The 26,733-nt window shown below is 43.3% G+C and carries 21 protein-coding genes; 9 read left to right on the top strand and 12 right to left on the bottom strand.

Going from position 1 to position 26,733, the window contains the following annotated elements; translation table 11 throughout:
- Window positions 1-655: 655 nt before the first annotated feature.
- A complete protein-coding gene (locus V7L07_RS26985) occupies window positions 656-874 on the top strand; it encodes a DUF4327 family protein (RefSeq protein ID WP_012407469.1) in 219 nt (72 codons plus the stop codon).
- A 45-nt stretch (window positions 875-919) separates the two neighbouring features.
- Here V7L07_RS26985 and V7L07_RS26980 read toward each other — a convergent pair whose 3' ends face one another.
- The 3 genes from V7L07_RS26980 to V7L07_RS26970 form a co-directional block, all read right to left on the bottom strand.
- The gene (locus V7L07_RS26980) at window positions 920-2,203 is read right to left on the bottom strand and encodes a protein kinase domain-containing protein (RefSeq protein WP_335062005.1); all 1,284 of its coding nucleotides are present in this window, start codon (window positions 2,201-2,203) and stop codon (window positions 920-922) included.
- Window positions 2,204-2,397: 194 nt separating this feature from the next.
- Window positions 2,398-4,392, bottom strand: coding sequence for a serine/threonine phosphatase (locus V7L07_RS26975; protein WP_335062004.1), 1,995 nt, complete (start codon window positions 4,390-4,392; stop codon window positions 2,398-2,400).
- Window positions 4,393-4,661: 269 nt separating this feature from the next.
- Window positions 4,662-5,462 (bottom strand): basic amino acid ABC transporter substrate-binding protein, encoded by an 801-nt coding sequence (locus V7L07_RS26970; protein ID WP_335062002.1) that lies wholly within the window; start codon window positions 5,460-5,462, stop codon window positions 4,662-4,664.
- A gap of 431 nt (window positions 5,463-5,893) precedes the next feature.
- Here V7L07_RS26970 and V7L07_RS26965 point away from each other — a divergent pair, with 431 nt between their 5' ends.
- From V7L07_RS26965 to V7L07_RS26935, 7 genes are all read left to right on the top strand, one after another.
- A complete protein-coding gene (locus V7L07_RS26965) occupies window positions 5,894-7,096 on the top strand; it encodes an ABC transporter substrate-binding protein (protein WP_335062001.1) in 1,203 nt (400 codons plus the stop codon).
- The gene (locus tag V7L07_RS26960; RefSeq protein ID WP_335061999.1) at window positions 7,089-8,927 is read left to right on the top strand and encodes an ABC transporter permease; all 1,839 of its coding nucleotides are present in this window, start codon (window positions 7,089-7,091) and stop codon (window positions 8,925-8,927) included. Before V7L07_RS26965 ends, V7L07_RS26960 begins: the two co-directional genes overlap by 8 nt.
- Window positions 8,924-9,763, top strand: coding sequence for an ABC transporter ATP-binding protein (locus V7L07_RS26955; protein ID WP_335061997.1), 840 nt, complete (start codon window positions 8,924-8,926; stop codon window positions 9,761-9,763). Before V7L07_RS26960 ends, V7L07_RS26955 begins: the two co-directional genes overlap by 4 nt.
- Complete coding sequence (locus V7L07_RS26950) at window positions 9,760-10,494, top strand: ABC transporter ATP-binding protein (RefSeq protein ID WP_335061995.1); 735 nt, start codon at window positions 9,760-9,762, stop codon at window positions 10,492-10,494. The genes V7L07_RS26955 and V7L07_RS26950 overlap by 4 nt, the downstream gene beginning before the upstream one ends.
- Before the next feature lie 353 nt (window positions 10,495-10,847).
- A complete protein-coding gene (locus V7L07_RS26945; RefSeq protein WP_335061993.1) occupies window positions 10,848-12,089 on the top strand; it encodes an aminotransferase-like domain-containing protein in 1,242 nt (413 codons plus the stop codon).
- Between the two features lie 258 nt (window positions 12,090-12,347).
- Window positions 12,348-12,461 (top strand): WD40 repeat domain-containing protein, encoded by a 114-nt coding sequence (locus V7L07_RS26940; RefSeq protein WP_335061991.1) that lies wholly within the window; start codon window positions 12,348-12,350, stop codon window positions 12,459-12,461.
- A 417-nt stretch (window positions 12,462-12,878) separates the two neighbouring features.
- A complete protein-coding gene (locus tag V7L07_RS26935) occupies window positions 12,879-13,619 on the top strand; it encodes a hypothetical protein (RefSeq protein WP_335061989.1) in 741 nt (246 codons plus the stop codon).
- 233 nt (window positions 13,620-13,852) lie between these two features.
- On the opposite strand, the gene V7L07_RS26930 is transcribed toward V7L07_RS26935, so the two are convergent.
- Complete coding sequence (locus V7L07_RS26930) at window positions 13,853-14,686, bottom strand: metallophosphoesterase (protein ID WP_335061988.1); 834 nt, start codon at window positions 14,684-14,686, stop codon at window positions 13,853-13,855.
- Between the two features lie 196 nt (window positions 14,687-14,882).
- Complete coding sequence (locus tag V7L07_RS26925; protein ID WP_335061986.1) at window positions 14,883-15,713, bottom strand: metallophosphoesterase; 831 nt, start codon at window positions 15,711-15,713, stop codon at window positions 14,883-14,885.
- A 295-nt stretch (window positions 15,714-16,008) separates the two neighbouring features.
- On the opposite strand from V7L07_RS26925, the gene V7L07_RS26920 reads away from it, so the two are divergent.
- Window positions 16,009-17,289, top strand: a complete 1,281-nt coding sequence (locus V7L07_RS26920; RefSeq protein ID WP_335061984.1) for an aspartate aminotransferase family protein — start codon at window positions 16,009-16,011, stop codon at window positions 17,287-17,289.
- 53 nt (window positions 17,290-17,342) lie between these two features.
- On the opposite strand, the gene V7L07_RS26915 is transcribed toward V7L07_RS26920, so the two are convergent.
- The 7 genes from V7L07_RS26915 to V7L07_RS26885 all read right to left on the bottom strand — a co-directional run bounded on the left by V7L07_RS26915 (window position 17,343) and on the right by V7L07_RS26885 (window position 26,712).
- Window positions 17,343-17,948, bottom strand: coding sequence for a DUF4129 domain-containing protein (locus tag V7L07_RS26915; protein WP_335061982.1), 606 nt, complete (start codon window positions 17,946-17,948; stop codon window positions 17,343-17,345).
- 124 nt (window positions 17,949-18,072) lie between these two features.
- Window positions 18,073-18,546 carry a DUF2243 domain-containing protein gene (locus V7L07_RS26910; protein WP_335061980.1) on the bottom strand — a complete coding sequence of 158 codons (474 nt, stop codon included), beginning with the start codon at window positions 18,544-18,546 and terminating at the stop codon, window positions 18,073-18,075.
- Between the two features lie 153 nt (window positions 18,547-18,699).
- Window positions 18,700-19,086 carry a pentapeptide repeat-containing protein gene (locus tag V7L07_RS26905; protein ID WP_335061979.1) on the bottom strand — a complete coding sequence of 129 codons (387 nt, stop codon included), beginning with the start codon at window positions 19,084-19,086 and terminating at the stop codon, window positions 18,700-18,702.
- 130 nt (window positions 19,087-19,216) lie between these two features.
- Window positions 19,217-19,654, bottom strand: a complete 438-nt coding sequence (locus V7L07_RS26900; protein ID WP_292847338.1) for an RrF2 family transcriptional regulator — start codon at window positions 19,652-19,654, stop codon at window positions 19,217-19,219.
- 386 nt (window positions 19,655-20,040) lie between these two features.
- Window positions 20,041-20,328 (bottom strand): CRISPR-associated endonuclease Cas2, encoded by a 288-nt coding sequence (gene cas2, locus V7L07_RS26895; protein WP_335061977.1) that lies wholly within the window; start codon window positions 20,326-20,328, stop codon window positions 20,041-20,043.
- 134 nt (window positions 20,329-20,462) lie between these two features.
- Window positions 20,463-20,588 (bottom strand): hypothetical protein, encoded by a 126-nt coding sequence (locus V7L07_RS26890; protein WP_335061975.1) that lies wholly within the window; start codon window positions 20,586-20,588, stop codon window positions 20,463-20,465.
- A gap of 142 nt (window positions 20,589-20,730) precedes the next feature.
- Window positions 20,731-26,712 carry a trifunctional serine/threonine-protein kinase/ATP-binding protein/sensor histidine kinase gene (locus tag V7L07_RS26885; RefSeq protein ID WP_335061974.1) on the bottom strand — a complete coding sequence of 1,994 codons (5,982 nt, stop codon included), beginning with the start codon at window positions 26,710-26,712 and terminating at the stop codon, window positions 20,731-20,733.
- Between the last annotated feature and the right edge of the window lie 21 nt (window positions 26,713-26,733).

Here is a 26,733-nt window from a genome sequence, read left to right as displayed (position 1 = left end):
TCTTATTCTCTGAGCAAAATATTAAAATTATATGAAGATTTGCGATGATTCTGCCTAATGCCAGATGTTTGCGATATTCTAAATAACGTTTAAATAAACAGTAGACATTTCTACTCAATTGCAAATTTCCCTTACCAGTCAATAAATCTCAAACTAGCCCTTGTCCGATGGGTCGTTCAACAAGCACACATATTTTTTGTGATTCAAAAACAAATAAAATTTTCCCAGTCGTCCTTAGTCACACTACTTAGTGCAACTTCCCAGACGACTAGTTATTTTGGCCAGCGTTCACTATAGATATCTTACAAAAGGTAGTGTTGCACTCTTGTGGAAAAAAGGTAAAGGTTAAAGAGGAAAAAGAAGAGGGTAAACATAAATATCCCTTACCTCCTTTATCCCTTAACTCTTGCTGCTAAACCTTTGCCTAGTTTCTGCAAAAAGTTTAAGGACTACTTGGTGAAATTGGAGTTTTGTGGTGGTAATTACCGTACAAAACCGAATTTACCAGTAACTTAGTGGAGTTTGTTATGGTATAGTTAGAAAGTTAAGACTAGCTTTGCCAAAATTACAGCACTCTACGGGCCGGCAACAATTGCAGAATGGAAAGCAGTTTTAATTAAGCATTTACCAACAACATCAGAATTCAATCGAGGTTATGACTCAGCAAGTGATTCACCCAATGGTGAAATTGCAGCGCAACGTGCAATCACTCATAGAATCGAATATTATCAAGCCAAGCGATAGCATCTGGAAAATCGCTTTGCTCTATGGTAATGAATGGCAGCACTGGAAACAGGAATTGCTTGACTTTGGCTTTAGTATGCAAGACCCAGTTAGCGAATTGCTAGCTGTAGAAACTTGGGATGAGGAATAGTGAATGGGGAATAGTAATTTTTACATATTCATCACTCCCCACTCCCTAAACTTTGCAAGCAGCTAAAGCCGCAGCTAATTCCTTTGCAGTTTGATAGCGATCGCGTGGCAATGGTTCTGTAACGCGATCGATCACATCTCTTAATTGGGAGCTAATGGTGGGAACTTTTGCCACATCAAACCTGAAGTTTCGCCCTCGTTGGCGGTAATACTTGAACGGGTTTTCGCCTGTGAGCAGAAAAATCAGCGTTGGCCCAACTGCATATAAATCAGATTGAGTTAAAGGTTGTCCTCGTTCTTGTTCAGGAGCGCAGTAACCTTCTGCACCAATTCGAGTACCGGGCGCTGTGCCAATTTCCTTAACAGCACCAAAATCTAGTACCACTATGCGATTTACCGAACCTCGCACCATTAAGTTGGCGGGTTTAATGTCGCGGTGAATCAGTGGAGGCTCTTGGCTATGAAGATAGTCTAAAATATCGCAGGTTTGGATCATCCAGGCGATCGCTTGGTTTGGTGTCACTGGGCCAGTGGTATAGACACGTTTTTCTAAATCTTGCCCGTGGATTAGTTCCATTGCCAAGTATTTTTTTCCGTCTTCTACAAAGAAATCGTAATACTTGGGAATTCCCGGATGGTTAAGGGATTTGAGAGTGTACGCCTCTCGCTCAAATAACTCTTGAGCTTTGGCAATTCTGGCCATATCAGCATTCATTTGCTTTAACACCAGCAGTTTTGGTGTACCTGCAATCAAACCAGCCTCATCCCAAGCCAGATAAGTAGTACCCATCCCTCCTTGTCCGAGAGTTTGCAACACCTGATAATGGCGAATCTTCTGTTGCACTGAGAGAGGTTGACCGCAGTGGATACAGAATAAATTATTTGGTGAGTTGCCTTCGTGCGTGCAAGTGTAGGATAAATTTGCCGGATTTTTTGCTGAGTACAGTGTCTCGGCGGCATTTTCTTCTGTTGCTGGTATTTGTTGCGATCGCACACCAGTTTCCAGTACTGTGACATCCTGAATTTGGAATTGCAGTATTGGCCCTCCCTGTGCCAGTTGCAAAAGGGAATTATCTGGTAATGGACTTTGAATTACAAGGACACCGTTGAGAAAAGTCCCATTTGTGCCTTGACTAATCAGCTGCCAAGTACCGCCATTGCTAGGGGAACCGACTTGTCTAAGTTCTAGATGATGCCGCGAAACTAAACTATCAATTAAAACGACGTGATTATCTGCCGCTCGACCAATCCGAATTATGGAGGAGTTCTCAAAGCACCACTGCTGGAGGGGCGTTTTCTGTTGCGGTTCTAACAGGGTCAGACTAACCACGATACAACCTACAAGGTAAATGGATTAGGGATTGGGCGTTAGGAGTGCTGAGTGCTGAGTGATGAGTGCTGAGTTAGGAGTTAGGAGTTAAGAGTTAAGAGTTAGGAGTTTTGTTTATCTCCTTGTCCCCTCATCTCCCTCATCTCCCTTACTCTCTCATCTTCCCATGCCCCATTCCCTATGCCCATTTATGATTAACTTTCTAGATTTGGGCGTACTTTTGCCCGAATTAGTATACCAGTAATGTTGTCATGACCATTGTATTGGTTTGCCAACTCAATTAAGTCTGTAACACCCCGTTCTAAGTTAGCGCCAGAACTAATTAAGGGTTCTAAGTGAGTCTGCCAGTGGGTTTCTAGTAAATCATTATCTGATAGACCGTCCGATGCCAACAGCAGAAGAGTATCTTCATTGATGTCGAAAAAGCCGACATCGGGATCAATCGAGTTTTCATCACGAGGCCCCAAGGCTTGGGTAAGTTGGTAGGCATCTGGGCGGGCGTAAGCTATGCTTGCTTCTACTCCGCGTGTAATTTCCCGTTGGCCAACTTCGTGGTCTACTGTGACTTGTTCTAATCCCTGTTTGCGCGTCACGCGATAGAGACGGCTATCTCCCACATGAGCAACTGCTGCTTGAGTATCTTGAATTAAGAGCATTACCAAAGTTGTACCCATACGCCCAACTCCCGAACGGGCATCTTGTTGGTTGAGCTTGTAAATCGCCTCGTTAGCTAAATACACTGCCTCACGAATGCTATCTTCTGTTGGCAGTTGGTTGGCAATCCAGTGTTCTTGAAAGTATTGCCGTAGGGTGTTGACTGCTAACTCGCTGGCTATCTCACCACCAGCGTGTCCACCCATACCATCACAGAGAATATACAAACCATGCCCTTCTAAGACCCGACTTTTGGGAAACTCCAGCTTGTGAATTTTGGTTTCAATGCCAAAGTAATCTTCATTATGATGACGTTGACGCCCTACATCTGTGCGTCCTGCATCTTCCAAGCTACTTAACTGCATCGCCAGCACAACAGTTGGCAAATCATCAGCTTTGCTAATGATATCTTCTGACTCATCTGATTGTGGGATAGTGGGCACAGCAGTATCTTTCTCCTTTATTGGGGGCAAAGGTGCATTTCCTAGTGCTTCTAGTTCAATAGAGATTTCCTCCAAACGCGATCGCAATTGTGCGATCGTCTCAATCTTGCCTACATCTAAATCCCCCAACATCTGGACTACAGAGCCAAATTGAGTGCGTTGAGACTGTCTAAATAATGCTTGCCAAACCCGTCCTAAAGCTTGGATAGCTAACGGTTCCTCTGGAATGGCAGATGTTTGGACTTGGGCATCTTCTGGCGACTCCGTGGCGGGCTGAGAATTGGATGATTCCACATACAACCTTTGTAGTGCCAGCGTTTGGTCTTCATCCAATCGCAAATTCGACAATTCTAAAAGGCTTTGACGACAATTTACTGGTTCCAATGCTGCCCATAGTTGGGTCATTTCATAACACCAGTGTAAAATTTTTAACGAACTCGTTGTTTCTTGTTGCCACAGGTCAAGTAAATACTGCCAATTCGAGCGATCTTCGATTATTACTACCTGTATATCATCCTGCTGCCAGGCATCGTGAATCGCCGGTATCCCCGGTTCACCTTGAGATTGTAAGGCAATATAAAGTTGGGCAAGGTGAGGAATTCCACTTGCTTGTGCTGATGGCGTGAGCAAATCTGCTTGCTGACCTGCTAATATTGCCTCAATTGGTGATATTTGATACGGCTGACAGTCTAGAACTCTCACACCTACATCACCAATAGTATCAGTTTCAGTTTGGGCAGGTAGCGGATCTAACAATTGATAGCGCTCTTGGGAGTCTAAATAGGAGCCTAATGCAATCTGAGAACTAGGGGATAGAGGAGATAAAGAAGATATTTCTCCCTCATCTCCTGTATCTTCTACATCCCCCACATCCCCTTCTACTCCCAAAGCTTCGTCAGTCGTTTTCTTGGCAATAATTGCCCAAAACACTGTTCCACATTCCGTGTCACAGTTATGACAACGTAGCGCATTCACAGGTACATCATCGGTACTGCATTCAGGACAGACCTTGTGAGTCAGGGACGTGCCACAGTTTTGACAGAATTTGTTGCTATTGGGGTTTTCAAATTTACACTGAGGGCAAATCAGCATAGTGGAAGTTCCTTTATTCCCGTTCCAAGGTGCTTCTAGCCACTAAGATCCAAGGTGCCACAATTGGCTGTCCCTGACTACAGTAAATTGTAGTTTATCAATAAATTTTGGTGGCAGTATTAATTGTGACGCATATTAGATAAATATTTCATATATTGGCAGTTAATTCCTTATAGATGGGGGAGTGGAGATGAGGGAGATAAACAAAACTCTTAACTCTTAACTCCTAACTTTTAACTCAGCACTCAGCACTCAGCACTCCTAACGCCCTATTGCCAAGAATCTGGCAATTGTGGAGGTTCAGCGTTAAACCATTTTTGATAAATTTGCTTATAAGTACCATTGGATAACAAAGTCGCTATACCTTTGTTAATTGCATCCAAATGGGGAGAGTCTTTAGGTGCAGCAATCCCGTAGTATTCTTCAGTGAGAAGGTCGGCAACAACTCTGATGCCTTTGAGTTTGCCATTTTTAATCGCATACAAAGTAGCGAAAGCATCGCTAACCACAGCATCTACGTTGCCATTGAGCAAGTCTTGGAAGAATTCTGGCCCAGAATTAAAAGTACTAATTTTGGCGTTGGGGATGGTTTTGGCAAAATCTGCCCCAGTGGAACCAATTTGGACAGCAATTTTTTTGCCTTTGAGACTGTTGAAGTCTTTAATATTTTGGTTGTCTTCGCGGACAGCGATCGCTAGTCCGGCTTTAAAATAAGGTCGTGAAAAAGCAATTGTTTTCAGTCGTTCGGCGGTAATTGTGATGCCGCTAATTGCTGCATCGACTCTTTTGGCTTGCAAGGTGGAAATCATGCCATCAAAGGGTAGACTTTCAAACTTGACTGCGATGCCTGTGGCGGGCTGCGCCAAGGCTTTCATCAAATCAATATCAAAACCTTCTAAATTCCCGCTAGTCGTCTGGATTTCAAAGGGGATAAAGGTGGGGTCTGTCGCCACCTTCAGAGTTTGAATACCTGAATTTGTAGTCTGATAAGAATTGTTACAGGCAAGGAGCAGTAGCAAACAGCCTAAGCTCAGAATTAGCTGCCGCCATTTCAATTTAGCTTTAGTCATTTGTCATTTGTGATTGGGCAAAACAGTTCCGAGTTCTGAGTAAAGAGGTGAGATTCCACACTCAGCACGGGTTAAACGCCCTGCTATCGGTAACGGAACCGTTTTGCAATGCCCCATGCCCAATGCCCCTCTTGATTTTTCTAGCTAGGTGTGAGATGTTCTTACTCAGTTGATACAACGGCAACTCGATTAACTTACCGTTGTTTAAATGATTTTAGCGAGCTTTCCAGCTTCTCAACACCAGGATAAAGCTATTACATCATGGTGGAAATCAACATACCTGTAAAAGGAACTGGAGATTGGGTATTAGCTGCGCGATCGCTGCGACTAGTTTAATTTTGCTTTTATCTACACCTGTAAACATACATTTTTTGAGCTATTCAGATTGCTCTGTATAAATTTTCGATTTTAATTCCCGGAGGGGTTGATTAATGTCACTTCTATCAAATTTACAGCGATCGCTATATACATACGTACTACTTGGACTGCTAACTTTTATTGTGGTCGCTTGTAGTGCCAGTTCTCAACAAGTACAATCCTCAGCGACGGAGCCGATTTACATTGGGGTGAGTGGTCCATTGACTGGTAATAATGCCCAGTATGGTGCCCAGTGGAAAAAAGGGTTTGATTTAGCACTCGACGAAATCAACGGGGCTGGCGGTATTAAAGGGCGTAAGCTGGCATACATTTTTGAAGATAGCCAGAGCGATCCTAAGCAATCTGTGGTTATTGCTCAGAAATTTGTTGCTGACCCCAAAATTGTTATCGAATTGGGAGATTTTAGCAGCCCGGCATCAATGGCTGCATCGCCAATTTATCAACGTAACAAACTAGTTCAGTTTGGCTTTACTAACTCCCACCCCGACTTCACTAAGGGCGGTGATTACATCTGGAGTAATGCAGTTAGTCAAAAAGATGGAGCGCCACTACACGCCAATTATATCCAAGCCTTGGGTTTAAAGCGGATTGCCGTATTCCATCTCAACACTGACTGGGGGAAAACAAGCTATGACTTGTTTGCTCAAAGGGCTAAAGAAAACGGCATTGAGATTTTATTTACAGAACCTTATTTGGCTGATGAAAAAGACTTTCGGACTTCTTTAACTCGTGTACGTGAAACTAAACCTGATGGAATTGCGTTGATTTCATATTATAGTGACGCCGCGTTGATTATTCAGCAGGCGCGATCGCTGGGTATCAACTTGCCAATTGTCACCACTGGCTCAAACCACTCACCCAAGTTTCTCGAACTTGGTGGTAAGGCAGTGGAAGGCGTTTATCTAACATCCAATTTTTCACCCTTTGATCCACGCCCAGAAGTACGGGAATACTTGAAAAAATTCGATGCTAAATATCATGAAGAACCAGATTCTTTTGCCGTCCACGCTTACGACACAATTAAGTTAGTGGCAGCTGCGATTGAGTTGGGTGGCCCGGATCGCACCGCTATTAAAGAATCACTGGGTAAACTCAAAGATGTACCTAGCGTTATTTATGGCAAAGTTACTTTCAATCCAGAAACACGGCGGGCAGTTAAACCAGTAGATAGGCGCTTAATCATTAAAGACGGAAAGTTCGTACTCTGGGATGGCAAGAAGTTGGCGCAGGCTAATCTGGTACAACTATATGTCTGACCAGATTGGTATTGCTTTGCTCGATCAAACTATCAATGGTTTGGTACTTGGTAATCTCTATGCCTTAGTAGCTATTGGGTTAGCGCTAATATTCGGAGTGGCAAATGTACTGAATTTTGCCCACGGCTCAGTTTACATGGCTGGTGCTTATGTCGGTTGGCTATGTATCACTCGGTTGCACTTGCCGTTAGTAGTAACTTTTGGATTAGTGGCTATTTTCTGTGGGGGTTTGGGGATAGGAATTGAGCGCATTGGACTAAGGGCACTCTACGGTTCAGCCCGGATTGCGCCCTTGTTGGCAACTCTCGGTATCAGCCTGATTTTAGAACAAACAGCCCAGATCGTTTTTGGCCCGTTTCCCCAGGCATTTCCCAGTCCACTACCCTCAGAACGCATTCCCATTGCAGGAGTCAGCATTGGTGTTCTAGATTTGCTGATTGCTGGAATCAGTCTTGCTAGTGGGTTGTTTCTCTACTGCTTTTTGCGCTTCACCCGCTTGGGCTGGGCAGTCCGGGCGATGGCTCAAGATCGGGATGCAGCGCAGCAAATGGGTGTGGATGTCAATTTAGTTAACCAGGGGACTTTTGCCATTGCCTCAGCCCTAGCAGGGATTGTCGGAATGCTCGTGGGTATGTATTTCAACGTTGTTTTTCCGACAATGGGCTATCAGGCAGGACTCAAGGGCTTTGCGGCAGCACTGCTGGGAGGACTGGGTAATATCCCTGGTGCGATCGCTGGTAGTTTAATACTAGGACTAACGGAAAGCTACGGTGTGGCATGGTTGGGAGCTAGCTATCGCAATCTGTTTGCTTTTATCATCTTGTTGATTGTATTGGTACTGTTTCCTAATGGGTTATTTGGTGGGAGGCGGGGGCTACCACCGGAGCCGCTTACAGGTACATTTATTGCCATCAGTCGGCCGTTACGCTTACCACCGAGACTTGTGTGGGGTTTGAGCTTGCTAGCTTTGGCGTTACCTTTGCTGGTTTCCAACGGTTATGTATTACAAACTCTTACCAACGCTTGGTTGTATGGTTTGCTAGCCCTCAGCCTGACGCTGGTTGCGGGGACATCAGGGTTAATGTCCTTGGGGCACGCGGGACTGTTAGCTATTGGTGGCTATGCCTCGGCGCTATTGGTGATGAAGTTAGGAGTGCCCTTTGAGGTAGCGTTACCTGCGGCGGGATTAATTACTGCTGGGTTAGGTACGTTGTTGATATTACCTGCTTTTCGACTGCGGGGCCATTACGTCGCGATCGCCACTTTGGGTATTGGTGAAAGTGTTGGTTTAATTTTGCTTAACTGGCAAAGTTTGACGGCTGGCCCTGTGGGTTTAAATAACATTCCGCCGCTAACTTTGGCTGGACAGCTGATTGTTACACCCCAAGCTACTTATTGGCTAGCGCTGATTCTATTGTTGTTGGTAGCACTGCTGCAAATGCGACTAGTGCGATCGCATTTAGGACGCACCCTCAGAGCCATCCGCGAAGATGAAGTTGCAGCCCAATGCTACGGCATCAGCCTGAATCGTTATAAAACTCTAGTCTTTGCCGTCAGTAGCTTTGCTGCGGGAATTAGTGGGGCGTTCACAGCACACATGTACTCTTATATCAACCCCGAAACCTTCAATAACACGATTTCGATTCTGGGATTGACAATGGCAATTCTCGGAGGTTTGGGTAATACCGTCGGTGCGGTAATCGGTGCAATTTTGTTAATTATCCTCCCTGAGTTCTTTCGGGGTTTTGTCGAAGAACGTATCTTGATTTATGGCGTATTGCTCGTGGTATTAATTCGCTTCCGTCCACAAGGACTGATGGGCACAATATGAATATCCTGGAAGTTGCAAAGCTTTCTCGCTCATTTGGGGGAGTAGTCGCTGTCAATAACCTCGACCTCAAGGTAGGACTCGGTGAGGTAGTTAGTGTAATTGGGCCAAATGGTGCAGGCAAAACCACACTTTTTAACTTAATTAGTGGATTAGACCAACCAGACGCAGGTAGTATCCAGTTTTACAATCAATCAATTGTCGGATTGCGCCCAGAAGCACTCGCCTACCGTGGATTAGCCCGGACTTTCCAGCATGGGCGAGTCTTCGGAAATATCAGTGTACTGGATAACGTCCTAGTGGGTGCCCATACCAGACTCCGGGCTGTGCGTCCCAAGTTGCCATTGCTGGGGCCTTTGGCAGAATTACTATTGGCACTGGTGCAGCCTGCTGCTGTTAGGGAAGAAGAAAAAAAACTACGTGAGGAAGCGCTGAAAATTCTCAGCTTATTTGGCGATCGCCTCCTACCACGAGCGAATCTGCCTGCCCATAGTCTATCTTACGCCAACCGTCGGCGCATCGAAATTGCCCGTGCCCTGGCTTTACAGCCGCGTCTGCTGTTACTGGATGAGCCAACTGCTGGGATGAATCCCACCGAAACTGCCGAGATGCTATTATTGCTCCGCACACTAAAAGCTGGTGGTCTGACAATTTTGCTGATTGAACACAAATTGTCACTAGTAATGGAGCTTTCCGATCGGGTAGTGGTTATGGATAACGGTAAAAAAATTGCCGAAGGGCTACCCCAATTTGTGCGTAACCATCCAGAGGTAATTGAGGCATACTTGGGACATCGCAAAATCGGGGCAGCGATGGTGGGAGTGGAGGCAGAAACATGAGTACTGCACTTCTTAAACTAGATGGAATTGTCACTTACTACGGTTCAGTACAGGTACATTTTGATTTAAGCTTGGCAGTCAACCAAGGACAGATTGTTTGTCTACTTGGTGGCAATGCAAGCGGTAAATCAACCACCATGAAGGTGATTTTAGGTTTAGTGCGTCCCCGTGCTGGTATTGTGTCCTTTGCCAACGAGACTGTTACAGGTTTATCCACGCCACAACTAATTCGACGCGGGATTGCCTCAGTGCCAGAGGCACGAAGGCTATTTGGGGCGATGTCGGTACGGGAAAATCTGTTAATGGGAGCTTATACCCGTAGCGATCGCGCAACAATCAATGCAGACTTTGAACGGGTTCTAGAACTCTTTCCCCGCCTGGGTGGACGCTTGCGCCAGCGTGCCGGTACACTTAGCGGCGGTGAGCAGCAGATGGTAGCAATGGCTCGCGCACTTATGAGCCGACCCCGTTTAATTTGCATGGATGAACCCACAATGGGTCTTTCACCTTTGTATGTCGAGCGCGTGCTGGAATTAATTGAGACGATTAATCAGCAGGGTGTAACTATATTTATGGTTGAACAAAATGCCAATTTAGCACTACAAATTGCTCATTATGGTTATGTACTTCAAAATGGTCAAATTGTGCTATCTGGGTCATCTGGTGAATTATTGAATAACCCGCAAATTCGTGACGCTTATTTGGGTGGTGAGGCGGTTTCGCAAATATGATGTGGTTGAAAAAGGGAGTGGGAACTGGGAATTAGGGACTGGGGACTAGGGACTGGGAAAATTATTCGGGGATTCAGATCACTATCCAAGTTTTGTTCGTGCAGCGATCGCATTAATTCACCTGACACTGATTTTCAGATTTTTTGACCTCACGCAGAGGAGCCAGTGCTTAGAATAAAACTGACCGAAGAAAGGCAGAGGGCAGGAGGAAGAAAATATTTTTTTGCCCTCTGCTACAAGGTCTGAGAGCAACTAAATTTATTTATGGGGATTATCTCCTGCCTCCTGCCTTGTCTACGACAGGCTGCGCGAACGTCCTCCTGCCTCCTTAATATCAGTATTTCTTCGAGAAAATGCTGATTTCAATCAACCTAGAAGACAACTTGCCCTCTATGGCTCCCACTACCCCTGCTTACCAAATTGCTGATTTATTCGCCGAACGAGCGAGAAAAATCGCACCACCAACTTACGGCACTGAGTTAACCAAAATTATCACTGTTAGCTTTGCCTACGGTCTAGCTGACCCAATTCTCTTTCCTCACGCCGACTTGGCTACTGCAAGTGCGGCTGTGCTGGCAGAAGAGGCTCCGATCGCTCTCAATTACGGGCCACCTTCAGCCCAACTTTATGAGCAAATTATCCTCCGCTTGCAGGCTCAAGGAATCCCTGCCGATCGCGATCGCGTGATTATTGGCTACGGTTCTGGTCAGATTTTGGGTTTGCTACCAGATGTGTTTGTCGAACCTCGTGATGTGGTAATTGTGGAAGGCCCAACCTTCTTGGGAGTAGTTACTAGATTTCTCCAGGCTGGCGCACGCCTAATTACCATTCCTGTAGATGAATTAGGAATGGATGTGGATGCTTTAGAAGAAACTTTGAGCGATTTGAAAAAACAGGGCATTCGACCCCGATTTATTTACACTATCCCCACCTTTCATAATCCCACAGGCGCGACTATGCCATTATCTCGCCGCCAAAAATTGGTCGCATTAGCGGCTGAGTATGGTGTGTTGGTGGTGGAAGACGATGCTTATAGCGATTTGCGATTCCAAGGTGAAACAGTGCCCTCCCTGGCAAGCCTTGACAAGGAAGGGTGGGTTTTATATGTGAGTACCTTCTCGAAAATTATTGCGCCTGGTATCAGGCTGGGCTGGGCTTGCGGCGATCCAGCAATTATTCAACGGCTGGCAATGTTCAAAAGTGAGGGGCCTGTGGGGCCATTTGTTAGCCATGTGGTTGCCCGCTACTGTGCTACAGGCAAACTAGATCATCACATTCAGGAGCTAATTGCCTGCTACAAGCATAAGTGTAATTTGTTGTTAGAAGCGATCGCTGACGAGTTTCCCAGTGATATAGTTGCTTTGCGACCAGGTGGGGGCTTTTTCGTTTGGTGTAAATTGCCACCACATATCAGCGCCAAAGCACTCCTAGCCGCTGCCAATGAATACGGCATCAGCTTTCTGCCAGGAACTCGCTGCTATGCCAATGGCCAGGGAGATGATGCTATCAGACTAGCTTTTAGTTTTCAAACAACAGAGAAAATTGTCGAAGGAATTGCTGTTTTGGGAACAGTGTTGCGCGGATGGCGAAACTAATTTTGGATTGAAGATAATTCGTAACCTCGTTAACCTCGTTCCCAGTCTGAGACTGGGAATGCCCATCCTCAAATGTCATCTGACTTGGTTCATTGCCTTACTATTTGCCCAAAACAGCAAATTTTAATCAGTGGTAAGCTAAAACACATCTAATTTGCATATTAAAATTTTCTTAATATCTTGTGGGGTGGGCATCTTGCCCGCGCCCTAATTATGCAACTTGAATGCTGATTAGCTTAGTGCAGACAATACAATTAAGTGAAATATAAGCATTCAGATTGGGTTAACTCTGTCGCCTTCAGCCCCGATAGCAAAACCCTCGTTAGTGGTAGTAGAAACATGACAATCAAACTTTGGCGATGCGATATTTAACGACAAATTAAAAATTTAGATGAATGATTTTCAGTTAATTAATAGATTGTTTTATCAAACCATCATCTGACAGCTTAATAGCATTCATCTTTGGTAGGGCTTACGCAAAATATCTCTCAAACTCTGATTTTTCCGTGTTCTCTGCGCCTCTGCGGTAGCCTGCGGCAAGCCTCTTTGCGTCTACGTTATTCCCTAAGCGCGTAAGTCCTATTTGGGATACTCTTTCTTTAGATTAAATATTAACTTCCTGGAGATAGAGCCACTTGTTTGATCGCAGAAGTTATTCTGATGATTACCAACAATTGAGTAGTAAATAAAACTCAAAATTTATCAGCAATATACTCAGTAACATACATTTTTAACTCATAAAACCCTTTAGTTTGTCACTATCGTATCTGAGGAGTGAAATCAACAGCTATGTCTATTCCCAATGAACGCGAAAGCAAAAATAGTGAAGTCAAGCAAGAATCTTACACTGATATTAATGGTAATACTCACACTGACTTGACACGAACTACTGAAACAGTCAAGAACAACGTAGCTAATCCCAACTCTTACACTAACGGTTACGTACAAGGTCGAAATGTTGAGCGTAGCTACCAGCAAGCAGATTTAGCCCAGCGTGATGAAAACAATGCTAGTGGTGGTTTGCTGTTGGGTATTATCATTACTTCCCTGCTTGGTTTGGTTATAGGTGGGGTTTGGTACTTCAACCAGCAGAATAACGCTGCGGTTAACAATGCTGTGCCGGTAGTGGTTCCTGTACCGAGTAAGAGTAATCCAACGCCCAGTGCATCTCCTCAACCACCAACGACGATAATCGAAAGAACTAGGGAAGTACCTGTACCTGTTGCTGTACCTGTTCCTGTTCCCCAACAGCAGGCTGCACCTCGCCAACCGGATATTAACATTACTATTCCACCCCAGCAGCCTGCGGCAGAAAAAGTACCTTCTGTAACTCAGCCAACCCCGAAAGCCTCACAAAGTCCGGCGACGATTCCCACTACTAATACTCCGCCTTCACAAAACGATAGTTCAGGTACAAAAAGTGATAGCTCTAAAACTACTCAACCTCAAGGAGTAGACCAATCAAACAGTACATCTAATAGTGGTTCTTCTACCACAGGTGATGCGACTACAGGTAGTTCTGGTAAATAACTGCTTCTAAACTTTTAGCCCACTTGATAATGTTGGTATTCATGCCAATACATAACAAGTGGGATAATTCTTAAGCAATATTTCAGAATTATTGCGATAAATTAGCAACAATTTTGGGTTTTCGAGACGCGATAAATCGCCGTCTCTACAAGTGTTTTGGGCTTATCTAAACTGTATTGAATTATATGCAGTTCATAAAGAAACGGATTAGACTAATGACCAATGACCAATAACTAATCACTAATTAAGGTAATTACAGTCACTTCTGGCGGACAAAATAAACGTCCTGGGCGGTAAGTTCCTAAACCACGATTGACATATAGTTGATTTTCTTCTACCTTGTGAAACCCTTGCGCCCACTCCCAATATTGCACTACTTTAGAACAGTCTCCCAGAAAAAATGTTATCCAACGCCGCAATTTTTTGGGAATTTGTTTGAGTAGCTTTTTGTAATAAAATACTAGAGGGCCAATACCCGGAATGACGATGTGACCACCGTGGGTATGACCAGATAGTTGCAAATCTACGCGCCATTGTTGCAATATCTTAGCTGTATCAGGGTTATGAGATAAAACGATGCGCGGTGTAACCGAATCTAGTTGATTCATGACTGGTGCAGGGTAAAATTCCCGTGACCAATAATCAGCTAGTCCAACGAATGGTAATTCTTTTCCTAGTGGATAGGCAATTTCATTCCAAAGCACATGCACCCCAATACTAGTTAATGCCTGTGTAACTTCCACTTTAGAGTGGCTGTAATAGATATCGTGGTTCCCAAGTACGGCGTAGATACCACAGCGACTTTGCAAATGCTTGAGTCGAAGCACCAGTTGGTGAATTGGTGCGGGATCGTCAGTTACATAGTCACCAGTTAATAAAATTAAATCTGGTTCAGCTTCGTTAGTAAGTGCGATCGCTTTTTCTAACATATCTTCCGACAGTCGCAAACCATCATAGTGAAAATCTGACAACTGCACTAACGTTGTCCCTTGTAAAGATGCAGGAAGTTTTGCAATCTTAACCGTTATTTTATCTACTCTTAAATGTCCCGTAAATAACCAATGCATAAGCCAACCGATACTCCTCATACCAGCGCTTACAGCTTACCAAAAATAAAAATGTAACTTGATAAAATGCAATAATTTATGTCATCTATTCCAAATACAATTGACTCATTGATTCAAAGTTATGCGATCAAACTAAGTATTATCAGCCTAGAATACCTGCTGTGATTGCGTTCTTTTATTTTGAAATTTGAATTACCTACTCACCTCGTAGGGTGATTATAGTAACTTCTGGGCGGCAAAATAAGCGTCCTGGAAGGTAAGTTCCCAAACCACGATTGACATATAGCTGATTTTTTCCTACCCTATGAAAACCTTGCGCCCATTCCCAATGGTTGACTACAGAAACATTTACTTCCAAAAATGGCATTAGACGCCGGATTTTTCTGGGTATTTTTTTTGCCAGCTTTTCGTAAAGCAACGCCGCAGGGCCAATTCCAGGAATCACGATTTGACCGCCGTGAGTATGACCAGATAATTGTAAATCGACTCGCCATGCTTGTAATATCTCCGCCGTATCTGGGTTGTGGGATAAAACAATGCAGGGTGTGTCGGGGTTTAGTTGGTTCATAACTGGTGCGGGGTGAAATTCCCGTGACCAACTATCCGCCAGTCCAACGAGTGGCAATTCTTTTCCTAGTGGATAGGCAATTTCGTTCCAAAGGACGTGAATACCAATGCTAGTCAGGGCTTTTGTAACTTCTGCTTGGGCTTGTTTGTGATATATATCGTGATTGCCAAGAATAGCATAGATACCACTACGACTTTGCAGATGTTTTAGTCGAAGTATCAGTTGATGAATCGGTGTCGGATCGTCAGTTACATAGTCACCAGTTAATAAAATTAAATCTGGTTCAGCTTCGTTAGTAACTGCGATCGCTTTTTCTAACATATCCTCCGACAGCCGCAAACCATCGTAGTGAAAATCTGACAACTGCACTACCTTCTTACCCTGTAACGATGCAGGCAACCCTGCAATGTTAACCGTCAATTCCTCTGTACTCAACGGCCCAGATAACAACCAGTGCATAAGACGTTCAATAAACTTCAATCATAGCGCTTACAGCTTAACTAAACATTGTCGGTTTGTATGCAGCAACCAATGCAACTTATTGAAAATTTTATGAAAGCTATAGGTTCTAGCGTATTTATAGTCACTGAGAAGCCTTCGCCGTCCACGAAGTGACGGCGCAGGGAGTATGTCACGTCAAATAAGCGTTAACTTAAGAAGATGTACGAGTTGTACCAAACAAAAAGTAATTTTTAGAGATTTCTAGGAAACTAGTAAATAACTATATAATGAAAAACTTTCAGGAGGAGCGGTAGTGAGCCTACAAACTCTCGTTGACCAAGCCACCATCCCCCCAGATTCAGGGTCAGCATCTAGTCCCTTTGAGGTAGATAGCTTTAATGAAGCTGTCATGTCCACCTACGGCCGGTTTCCCTTAGCCCTAGAACGGGGTGCTGGATGCCGGATTTGGGATACACAGGGACGAGAATATCTGGACTTTGTGGCGGGAATTGCCACTTGTACTTTAGGACATGCCCATCCAGCGATGGTAGAAGCGGTGACACGCCAAATCCAGAAGTTGCACCATGTCTCTAATTTGTACTATATTCCTGAGCAGGGTGAATTGGCAAAATGGCTTGTCAATCATTCCTGTGCCGATCGCGTATTTTTCTGCAATTCTGGGGCTGAAGCTAACGAAGCCGCAATTAAACTAGCACGAAAATATGCTCACACAGTATTAGACATTGAAAAACCAATTATTCTCACCGCCAATGCCAGTTTCCACGGGCGGACTTTGGCGACCATTACCGCTACGGGACAACCAAAGTATCAAAAGTACTTCGACCCCTTAGTTCCTGGGTTCCACTACGTAAATTACAACGATATTAACGCTGTGGAAGTGGCGATTAGTGAGTTGGATGAAGGCGATTACCGGGTAGCGGCAATTCTAATCGAGCCATTGCAGGGAGAAGGCGGTGTACGTCCAGGAGATGTTGCCTATTTCAAAAAACTCCGGCAGATTTGCGACGAAACTGGCATTTTATTGATTTTTGATGAAGTGCAAGTTGGTATGGGGCGCAGTGGCAAATTATGGGGTTACGAACATCTCGGCGTTGAACCGGATATTTTCACCAGTGCCAAAGGCTTAGGTGGCGGTATACCTATCGGTGCAATGATGAGCAAGAAATTCTGTGATATTTTTCAACCAGGGGAACACGCTAGCACCTTTGGCGGAAATCCTTTTGTGTGTGGTGTAGCACTTGCTGTTTGCCAGACATTAGAACGGGAAAATATTTTGCAGAATGTGGAAGATAGGGGGGAACAGTTGCGAGATGGATTGAGAGCGATCGCAGCCAAATATCCTCAGCACATTAGCGAAGTTCGGGGTTGGGGTTTAATCAACGGTTTGGAGTTGCGAGGCGACATTGCCCTAACCGCAGGCGATGTCGTCAACGCTGCCATCAAAGAGGGCGTATTACTAGTACCAGCCGGGCCTAAAGTAGTCCGGTTTGTGCCACCGCTAATTGTCACAGAGGCGGAAGTAGACATTGCCTTGCAAGCTGTAGACAAAGCGATCGCGGTTCTCACCAAATAGAATACTGTTTGTTTTGTTTTTGTGTAGAGACGTTGTAATGCAACGTCTCTTTTTCATTCTGGGGAAATTTCCCGATAAGCTTGCCGACACTGCTCATAATTGTCTGGCAAAATATCGGCATTACCAAAACATAATTGCTCGTGAGTGGTAATTAAAGTTTCATAAGGCTGTATAGGAGTCACAGATGATCGCAGTAATTGCAGATATTCTCCATCTGTACGGCTGAGTTTGTGAGGTGCGATCGCCTTTTGATGTAACTGCTGCAACATTGCTAAATAAATACAACGGCAAGCTTCACGGTAGTTACCTTGACGGTAAAATTCTTGCGATCGCTCCAACAAAAGGGCTATGGATGACTCACTAGCGGGAGTTTTGACGCGAAAATCAATGAGATTGCCAGTTTTATTGAGCCAAGAATATATATAAGGACTGAATTCTCGCCATAATCGCCAACACACCCAAGCTATAAATAAGCCCAGTACCAGCCAAAACAAGAATTTCAGCAAATCAGCAAGCCAAGGACTAATTGACCATCCAGTAGGCAATTCTGGTAAAGCTTGCTCAAAGCGGTAAAACTGGTATTCCCACCATTCACCCACTTGTTGTTGGAATTGAGATAACTGCCAACTCCAGCTAGTTTTTTCAAAAGTTTCTGTCATAGGGGGGATTGGGGATTGGGGAGTGGGGTAGCAGGGCAGAAGCAAGGTAGCAGGGAGCAGGGAGAAGAATTTTCCCCTCCGCCCCCCGCACCCTGCCTCTCTGCCTCTTTTCAATGCCCAATGCCTAACGACTCTTTTTTATCATTATCGAGCCGATAACAACAAGTAGCGCACCGAATGCAAGAAATCCTAAATCCCAAGCTAACTGATTTGGGCCTGGTTTCACGTGATGGATACCGAGAATTTGGTGGTCAATTAAACCTTCAACTAAGTCGAATAACCCAGTTCCAATCAGTATCGATCCAATAAAAGTCTGTGATGACCAAGGAACATCATCACGCCCTCCAGCACGCCATAGCAACACAAGTCCGACCACGGTAAATACCCAATTCAAAGTATGAAATAAACCATCCCATACTATGTTCAAATCTATATTTGCCGTGTTGGTCAGAGGTCGAATGTTACTGAGCATGTGATGCCACTGGAGGATTTGATGCAGTAAAATCCCATCAATAAACCCTCCAAGACCCACACCAAGAAAAATTCCAGCAGTAATCAGTGGTGCGCGTCGGTTGAGGTTTTCACTATTCGCCTCCATTGTCAACCTCATAGATAGGCTTTTTTACAAAAATACAACTCCTTGAGGAGAAATATCTTCTATCTTGAGGCAAGTAAAATCATTCAATTTACGGCGTTTTTCAAGTAATTGAACTACACCATTTACTTGAAAAATGCTGTAAATTAATCAATCTTAAAATTTAATCTGCATACCCGCCTTCACTGGATCGAAATCTTGGGGAAAATGGGTGTTGCGATCATAGTCTGCTTTTTCCAGGTTCGCTCCTTTGAGAGAGGCTCGGCGGAGATTCGCTGACATCAATAATGCTCCCCTAAGATCGGCATCCTTCAGATTCGCTTGACTGAGATCGGCAAAACTCAAATCAGTTCCCCTCAAATTAGCGCTACTCAGGTTAGCTTCACTCAAGTCAGCATAACTAAGGTCAGATCCTTTCAAGTTAATGCTTTGCAAGTCAGCATTACCTAGTTCTGCTTTACTAAAGCTCCGTCTTCCGGCTGCATAACTCTCCACAAGAGTAGCGGTACTATTGATGGTCTGCTGAGAATTGACTTCAGGCATATAACAGCGTTAAAGGTTGCTAGTTATTACTTTCAGATACCCTTTTTAATTACGAATTACGTTAGCGCAGCGTTAGCGACGCAGGAGCGTCATTACGAATTACGAATTAGTAATTATTTGGTCATCCTTCCTAAATATAATACATTAGCTCCTTCTGTTCTCGGATTGCTCTTCGATCGCAAAGGTCTTGGAGTGTATATTTTTCCAAAACAGAGTTAGCAGCCTGACGTGCTTCCTGCCAGACTTCTTGAATTAGCTCACCTTCTACCGTGTTGGGAGTCGGCTCACAAGGAGAGACAACAATATCTGACCCTTCCATACAGCTAAAAGCATCAAACACTGTAATCTTTGCAGGATCTCGTGCCAAAACATAGCCACCTTTGGCTCCGCGTATACTTTTAATCAAACCTCCACGTCTTAATGTTGCTAGGAGTTGTTCTAAATAGCGGTTCGGTATGTCTTGTAATGCCGCTATTTCTCGAATTTGCAGGGCTTCACCCTTAGGGTAGCAGGTTGCTAACTCTAACAGGGCTAGAAGCGCGTATTCTGATTTATTAGAGATTACCACAGGCGTAATATTTTAAACTCATACCTAAAAATACAAAGTGTTGAAGTCTGTTTCCTTAGGCTGATGCTAAGAAAACTTTACAATCAATCTATTGTCGACCGGCTAACTCTACTTTAAAGACCTTTTAGGATAGAAGCAAATACTTTTTTTTTTAAATTCAATAAATAAAAGTGATTGATTATTATACAGTCTTCCCATCTGAAAAGTGAGTTGAAAGCTTAGTGTATCTAGCCTTCAACCCAGTTTTAATTAGCATTTCGGAGATTGCACGGATGAGGATTGTGCAACTGATGGAGTGAAATCCTAGCTGGATTTATGATAAAAGCACTTTTTTGGGGCTGTGGAATTTTTACACTTACCCTTTGGCGCATTTGAGATGCAGGAACCTAAGTAGAAGGGGGTTCAGCAAAGAAAATTGTTTCGTCTCGTGGCTGTTCTCCGCCAATGCGTTCGACTTTTCGCTGACAACAGCCACAGAGAAAATAAAAGCGAACGCTGTCAGTGTCGGGTTTTATTAATTTAGCTAAACGCGATCGCAATTTAGCATACTGAGTGGAAGTGATATCGCATTCAAACACACTCAGTTGCATCCATTGTCCGTAAGACTTGAGAATTGAATGGATTTTTGTACGCCGCTTATCTTCTGGAATGTCGTAGCTGACAACAATGTACATGGGAGTGGGGAGTGGGGACAAGGTAGCAATATTTCTCCCTTGTCTCCCCAAAGCGATTGATTATTTTTTTTTGAAAGTCCCTTATTTGAGAACTAAAGGGGGATATTTATCGATTTCGTTCATAAGGTACTTACTCAATAACCTCGCCTGATGTCACTGGAACCATAATATTTCTGTGACTGGAAGCATAACTTTTCCGTCAGGAGTGCTGTAACCCGTATTTCCCCGTTAGGCGATCGCACCACTGGAGAATTTGCCAAAGTCTTAATTTCTGTCTTCCGAATTTCAAGTTAAAATTTAAAAGGCAAAAATCAATAGTGCTGATTAAACTAGAAATTACTTAGTACTGGCTCAACGCCCCACTACCGCTAACAAAACTCAACACTCAACACTCAGCACTCATTATTGTTGTTGAGTAGAGATTTGAATAACAAACTCTGTACCCTTTCCAAGTTCGGAAGTGCAGGAGAGTGAACCGCCATGTCCTTCCACCACAATTTGACGAGCGATCGCTAATCCTAATCCAGTGCCTTTTCCTACAGGTTTAGTGGTGAATAAATGGTCAAATACTTTTTGTTTAACCTCTGGTGACATTCCTACCCCATTATCAGCAATCTTAATCAAAATGTACTGAGCGGAGTCTGCTAAACTAGTTTCAATAGTGATGCAATTGGGGTTAGCAAGAATAGCTTCTAAACTATGCTCTGAATTGTATTGTTCAAGTGCATCAATGGCATTTGCTAACAAGTTCATAAACACCTGATTCAGTTGTCCAGCAAAGCATTCTACGAGGGGGAGTTTGCCATAATTCCTAACCACCTCAATTGCCGGACGGTTTTCGTTAGATTTTAAACGGTGTCTGAGAATCAGAATAGTGCTGTCAATGCCTTCGTGAATATCAAAGGGAACTTTATAATCCTTATCGGCGCGGGAGAAGGTTCGCAAACTAGTACTAATACTGCGGATACGGCTAACACCCAATTTCATCGAGTCTAGCAATTTAGGTAAATCTTCGCGTAAATAATTCAAATCGATAGCATCAATTTCATCTTGAATATCTGAACCAGGATTAGGAAACTTCTCTTGATAAAGGTTAATTAGTCCAAACAAATCTTTGACATAATCTTTGGCTGGTTCTAAGTTGCCTGCAATGAAGCCCACAGGATTGTTGATTTCATGGGCAACACCTGCTACCAAATTACCAAGGGCAGACATTTTTTCACCTTGCACCAATTGCAATTGCATTGTTTGGAGTTCTTGTAAAGCTTGTTCTAATTGTTGCTTTTGTTCTTGCAGTAATTGTTGTGCTTCTTGGCGTTCGGTGATGTCTTCAGATGTGCCAAGAATGCCAAAAATGTTTCCTTCTCGATCTCGTAGGGGAATTTTATTTGTATTAGACCATGTTTGTTTTCCGTTTACTTTCTGGATAGTTTCAATAATGTTGAGTTCAGCTTGTCCAGATTCCAGAATGCGGCGATCGCGCCCTACATAATAATCTGATTTTTCCCGAATCCAGGGAAGGTCGTAGTCTGTTTTACCAATAACATTTTCTGGCACTCCTACACCTGAAATTTCAGCAAAGTTCTGGTTACATCCTAAATAAACACTATTGCAGTCTTTCCAGAAAACAGATTGGGGAATATTGTCAATAATTAACCGCAAGCATTGTTCAGTCTGTCCAAGATTTTCGAGAGTATCTTGTGCTTGTTGATAAAGTCGGGCGTTTTCTAAGGAGATTGCAGCTTGAGTACATAACAGATTGAGAATTTCAACGCGATCGCTCGTAAATGCCCCTGTAGTAAGATTGTTTTCTAAATACAAAATCCCCAACAGTTTGCCTTGATGCAGAATCGGTGTACACAGCAAGCTTTTGGGTTGCTGACGAATGATGTAGGGGTCAGCTATTAGCGCCGGATATACTGTTGCATTAATGATGACGGTAGGTTGTAGGCTGCGTTTGACGGTGTAAATTAGGCTATGGGGAACGTCTGCGCTATCTTCTACAAAAATGGACTGTAGAACAGTTGATTGTTCCCCAACTTTGGCAGTGGCCTCTATTAACAATCTATCTTCTTTAACAAGTAGTAATGCACACTTATCTGCTCCGGCATTTTCAATTACCACTTGCAACAGCTTCGTCAGTAATTTATCTAGTTCAATTTCACTAGAAAGAGTCTGAGAGGCTTTGAGAACTGTTGTCAAATCTAGCATTACTGATGCACTACTGCTAGAAGTTACTGATTTATTAAAGCTTGGGTGCAAGGTAGTAATGCTGTTAACATTTGTGATCGTCTCATTGGGCGTGAATGGCGATACTCTTTCAGAGTCGCTTCGTAAACGCGTCTGTTGTAAGATGGGAGCTAGCAATTGTGGATAACGCTCTTCTAGTTCATCAACTTTAGTTTTAGCGCCCCAGCGAGTGTAACAATAGTAAGCATTAATCAAATACTCTTGGGCAATGCGTTCTTTGCCCCATTCTAAATAAAACTTGGCTGCGAGTTCGTTGGCGAGAGCTTCTTCGTTGAGGTATTCGTTTTCTTTGGCTTTGGCAATGGCGCGATCGTATGATTCAATTGCATCCATATACTTGCCAGAAATTCTCGCTATTTCCGCAGATAACAATAGATATCGATGTAGAAAGTTTTTTGGGCAATTATTCGCCCAGTTTTTCTGGGTTTGTTGATGCTCTCGAATAATATCCCAATACTGTTTTTTCTTCTCTAATGTTGCATTGGGATAGAGAGCTACCAAGCTGAGGGGATAATAAAAATGATACTGAATAATTGGAAAAAAGCCAGAATTGGCAGCAAGAGTTTTATCAGCTTCTTTTGCCGCTTTCACAGCATCTTCATAGCGACCATAAAGGTACGACAATTGAATTTTGAGAAAGCAGTACCAATTAATTCCATGCTCAAAGTTATTCTTCTGCCTCCAAACTTCTATGTAGGGAGTATCTTCGCTATTGTAATCGTCTAATAAATCGGTACTTTCAGATATATCTTGCAAACTTAGTAGAAACTGCCGCTGTAAAGTAAAGGCATACAGCATATTTGTATCATTTACCTGCTGCACATAGCTGAGATATTTTTCAGTTTCCGCGTAGACATCTGAGAGGCGATCGCCCTTAATTAACATTGCCCAAATCAGAAACGAAACTGCCCAGACACCAAACACCAAATTTCCAGTTTCTTGACATACTTGAAATGATTGCTGTGAAAGTGGCAAATTTGTTTTGATGTGCTGATTATAAGGATTAATCGTGTGTGCAAAGATATTATTAGTCTTAAAAATAAATTGGGTACTATTGAAGTGACGATCGAGTTTTAGTGCTAATGTACCGAACTCATAAGCAGTTTGATAGTTTCCTTGATTTGCCAGATTCATTCCATACAGACAGTAAGCAAAACCAGAGCTTTCTGCATTCCCATATTTCAACGATAAACCGATCATTAATAAAGGAGCCAAGCAACTGAGATGTTGATCTCCTCCCATATAAGCGGCTGCCCAAACATCAGCTAAAAGACCCATGCAGACCTTCTTCTCTGGATCTGTCATCTCAGGTAAATCGAATAAATCTGCTATCTTAACTGTTTGAAGTTTAGCCTTTAATTCTTGAAGTTCAGTTTCGATGGCAGCTTGCTGTTCTTCAGAAGTAACAGGCAAAGGCATTCCCATGATGCTCAAACCTTTCAGCCCAGCTTTAAAGCCAGCTTCGATATTTTCGCCCTGAGTCATTTTCAGGTACATCTGAATTCCATAAATATCTGCTTTTTCAAACTTATCTTGGCTATGATTCAAAGCAAGATTGAATAATGTCTCAGCTTGATTAAAGTTGCCAGTTAGATATTCACATTCCGCAGATTCTCGATATAATTCAAACGTTAGTTGATAATTAGTTAGCCAACTTTCCTCTATTAGCAGTTCTCTGCCTAATGTAAAGTATTTCACGGCTGCTCGATAAGCAGTAGAAGCTTTGGCTTTTTTCCCAGCAATTAGATTCAGTTGAGCCAGTTCATATTTTTGGGATTGTTCATCAATTATATCAATTCCCTCATTTAACTGATTAAGAATATCAAAAATATTGGCTTCAATGTCTTCAATTGGTGTATTGCTTAAAAGTAATTGGCCAATTTTTAGATGAGTAGCTTTTCTTTGTGATTCAGGAATTAAAGAATAGGCAGCTTGCTGAACACGATCGTGGAGAAATTTGTAAGAGCAGGAATCAGCAAAACTATGTTGCTGAAATTCCGAATTCCGAATCCTGAATTCGGAATTATCTTGATAAAACTTGTAAACTTCATTGGTAGGAATAATCAACCCATCTTGCACAGCCTTCCAAAAGTCTGCGGCTGTCTCTAGCTGGGATTTTTCATAGACGATCGCTAATGCTGCTAAATCAAATTTGTTTCCCACACAAGCTGCTAATTTCAAAACTTCTTGAGTTTCTCTTGATAACTTCTGAAGTTGGATTGCCATGAACTCTACTACATCATCTGTCAGAGCAAGCGATCGCACCTGAGCAATATCACATTCCCACCCCCCTTGACTTCCCCCCTTGGTAAGGGGGGACTGAGGGGGGTTAAATGTAATTAGTTGATCTTGATGTAGCGCTTTGAGAAACTGGGTACTGAAAAAAGGATTGCCTTTGGTTTTACTCAATACTAACTCTGTTAATGGTGCAGCTAACGCTAGGGAGCAACTCAATGTATCTGCAACCAAATGATTGATAGAAATCTGCTCCAGGGGAGCTAAAGTAATCGTATTAACTGTAGCATCTAACTTCTGAATCTCTTCCAAAGTCAGCATTAGCGGATGTACTGGGTTAACTTCGTTATCTCGATAAGCACCAATTAAAAGTAAATAGCCAATGTCAGCTTCACTCATTAACAAGTGCATTAACTTTAAAGAAGCAGCATCTACCCATTGCAAGTCATCAATAAAAATCACCAATGGATGCTCTGATGCCGTGAAGACTTGAGTGAATTTCAAGAACAGCAAATTGAAGCGATTTTGTGCCGCACTCCCAGAAAGTTCCGGTGCAGGGGGCTGTTTCCCAATCAGACTTTGCAGTTCAGGAATCACCTCAATCATCACTTGTCCGTTCTCACCCAAAGCAGAAAGAATTTTAGATTTCCATTGCTCAAATTGAGCGTCAGTTTCACTCAGCAGTTGCCCAATTAAGTCTCGGAAGGCTTGCACAAAGGCAGAGAAGGGAATGTTGCGCTGGAACTGGTCAAATTTACCTTTAATGAAATAACCTCGTTGCCGCACAATAGGCTTGTGGACTTCGTTAACCACAGCAGTTTTGCCAATCCCAGAGAAGCCTGCTATCAAAATAATTTCACTGCTTCCCTGACTGACTCTCTCGAAAGCATCTAATAAACTTTGAACTTCGGCTTGGCGACCGTAGAGTTTTTCTGGGATGATGAAGCGATCGCAAATATCCCTTTGGGCAATTGGGAAACTCTCAATTCTACCCTTGTTCTTCAGTTGCTCTAAGCATTGTTCTAAATCGTACTTTAGCCCTAACGCACTCTGATAGCGGTCTTCAGCATTTTTCGCCATCAATTTCATCACAATGTCACAAAGAACCTGCGGAATTTCCTCTTCCCCCCCGCTCTCTGCCCCCTGCACCCCGCCCCCTGCCTCCTGCCCCCTGCCTCCTAATTGATCCGGTTGCTTGGCGATATGACAGTGAACCAACTCCATCGGATCGTGAGACTGAAAGGGTAAGTGTCCAGCAAGTAGTTCAAAGAAAGTAACACCAAGAGAGTAATAATCACTGCGATAATCAATTCCGCGATTCATCCGCCCAGTTTGTTCTGGGGAAAGGTAGGCGAGAGTACCTTCTAAGACATTAGGACTGTAAATTTCCTGAGTTTCTCTAGGTAAAAGAGAAGCAATGCTAAAGTCAATTAACTTGACTTGCTTGGTTTCTGGGTTAATCAGGATGTTGGCAGGCTTAATGTCTTTGTGGATAATCCGATGGTGATAGAGTCCGTCAAGAATATTGCTCAGAGCGATCGCAACATCCAAGAACTCTGTCAAAGTATATTGGTTGTCCCCCATTTCCCTGTTCATCCAATCTCTAAGGGAAATGCCGCCAAAATCCTCCATCACCAAAGCATAGCTGTTGCGGTAAGGTTCCAGACTGTAGGGACGAACAATGCCAGGTAGATCAATATTTTTAGCGATCGTGTACTGATTACGGAATAGCAGCAGTTCGTTGAAGGTGGGATACTCCTGCTGAAACAGTTTGATCACAACCGGAAGTTGATCGGCCTCTCGAATTCCACGGTAAACCAAGGTTCTAGAGCCTGCATAAAGTTGCTCACTAATTCGATAGTTAAAAAGCTTGTCCATCGGCTCAACTGCTTTATTCATAACTCGATCAACTCTTGTGAA

Source organism: Nostoc sp., from assembly GCF_036916985.1.
GTDB lineage: Bacteria > Cyanobacteriota > Cyanobacteriia > Cyanobacteriales > Nostocaceae > Nostoc.
This window is presented reverse-complemented; position numbering and strand designations above follow the sequence as displayed.

Bases quoted from the DNA above. Each gene is read 5' to 3' on its own strand.
- V7L07_RS26985 (WP_012407469.1), top strand. From the start codon at position 656: ATGACTCAGCAAGTGATTCACCCAATGGTGAAATTGCAGCGCAACGTG.
- V7L07_RS26975 (WP_335062004.1), bottom strand. From the start codon at position 4,392: ATGCTGATTTGCCCTCAGTGTAAATTTGAAAACCCCAATAGCAACAAA.
- V7L07_RS26970 (WP_335062002.1), bottom strand. From the start codon at position 5,462: ATGACTAAAGCTAAATTGAAATGGCGGCAGCTAATTCTGAGCTTAGGC.
- V7L07_RS26965 (WP_335062001.1), top strand. From the start codon at position 5,894: ATGTCACTTCTATCAAATTTACAGCGATCGCTATATACATACGTACTA.
- V7L07_RS26960 (WP_335061999.1), top strand. From the start codon at position 7,089: ATGTCTGACCAGATTGGTATTGCTTTGCTCGATCAAACTATCAATGGT.
- V7L07_RS26955 (WP_335061997.1), top strand. From the start codon at position 8,924: ATGAATATCCTGGAAGTTGCAAAGCTTTCTCGCTCATTTGGGGGAGTA.
- V7L07_RS26950 (WP_335061995.1), top strand. From the start codon at position 9,760: ATGAGTACTGCACTTCTTAAACTAGATGGAATTGTCACTTACTACGGT.
- V7L07_RS26945 (WP_335061993.1), top strand. From the start codon at position 10,848: ATGCTGATTTCAATCAACCTAGAAGACAACTTGCCCTCTATGGCTCCC.
- V7L07_RS26935 (WP_335061989.1), top strand. From the start codon at position 12,879: ATGTCTATTCCCAATGAACGCGAAAGCAAAAATAGTGAAGTCAAGCAA.
- V7L07_RS26930 (WP_335061988.1), bottom strand. From the start codon at position 14,686: ATGCATTGGTTATTTACGGGACATTTAAGAGTAGATAAAATAACGGTT.
- V7L07_RS26925 (WP_335061986.1), bottom strand. From the start codon at position 15,713: ATGCACTGGTTGTTATCTGGGCCGTTGAGTACAGAGGAATTGACGGTT.
- V7L07_RS26915 (WP_335061982.1), bottom strand. From the start codon at position 17,948: ATGACAGAAACTTTTGAAAAAACTAGCTGGAGTTGGCAGTTATCTCAA.
- V7L07_RS26910 (WP_335061980.1), bottom strand. From the start codon at position 18,546: ATGGAGGCGAATAGTGAAAACCTCAACCGACGCGCACCACTGATTACT.
- V7L07_RS26905 (WP_335061979.1), bottom strand. From the start codon at position 19,086: ATGCCTGAAGTCAATTCTCAGCAGACCATCAATAGTACCGCTACTCTT.
- cas2 (WP_335061977.1), bottom strand. From the start codon at position 20,328: ATGTACATTGTTGTCAGCTACGACATTCCAGAAGATAAGCGGCGTACA.
- V7L07_RS26885 (WP_335061974.1), bottom strand. From the start codon at position 26,712: ATGAATAAAGCAGTTGAGCCGATGGACAAGCTTTTTAACTATCGAATT.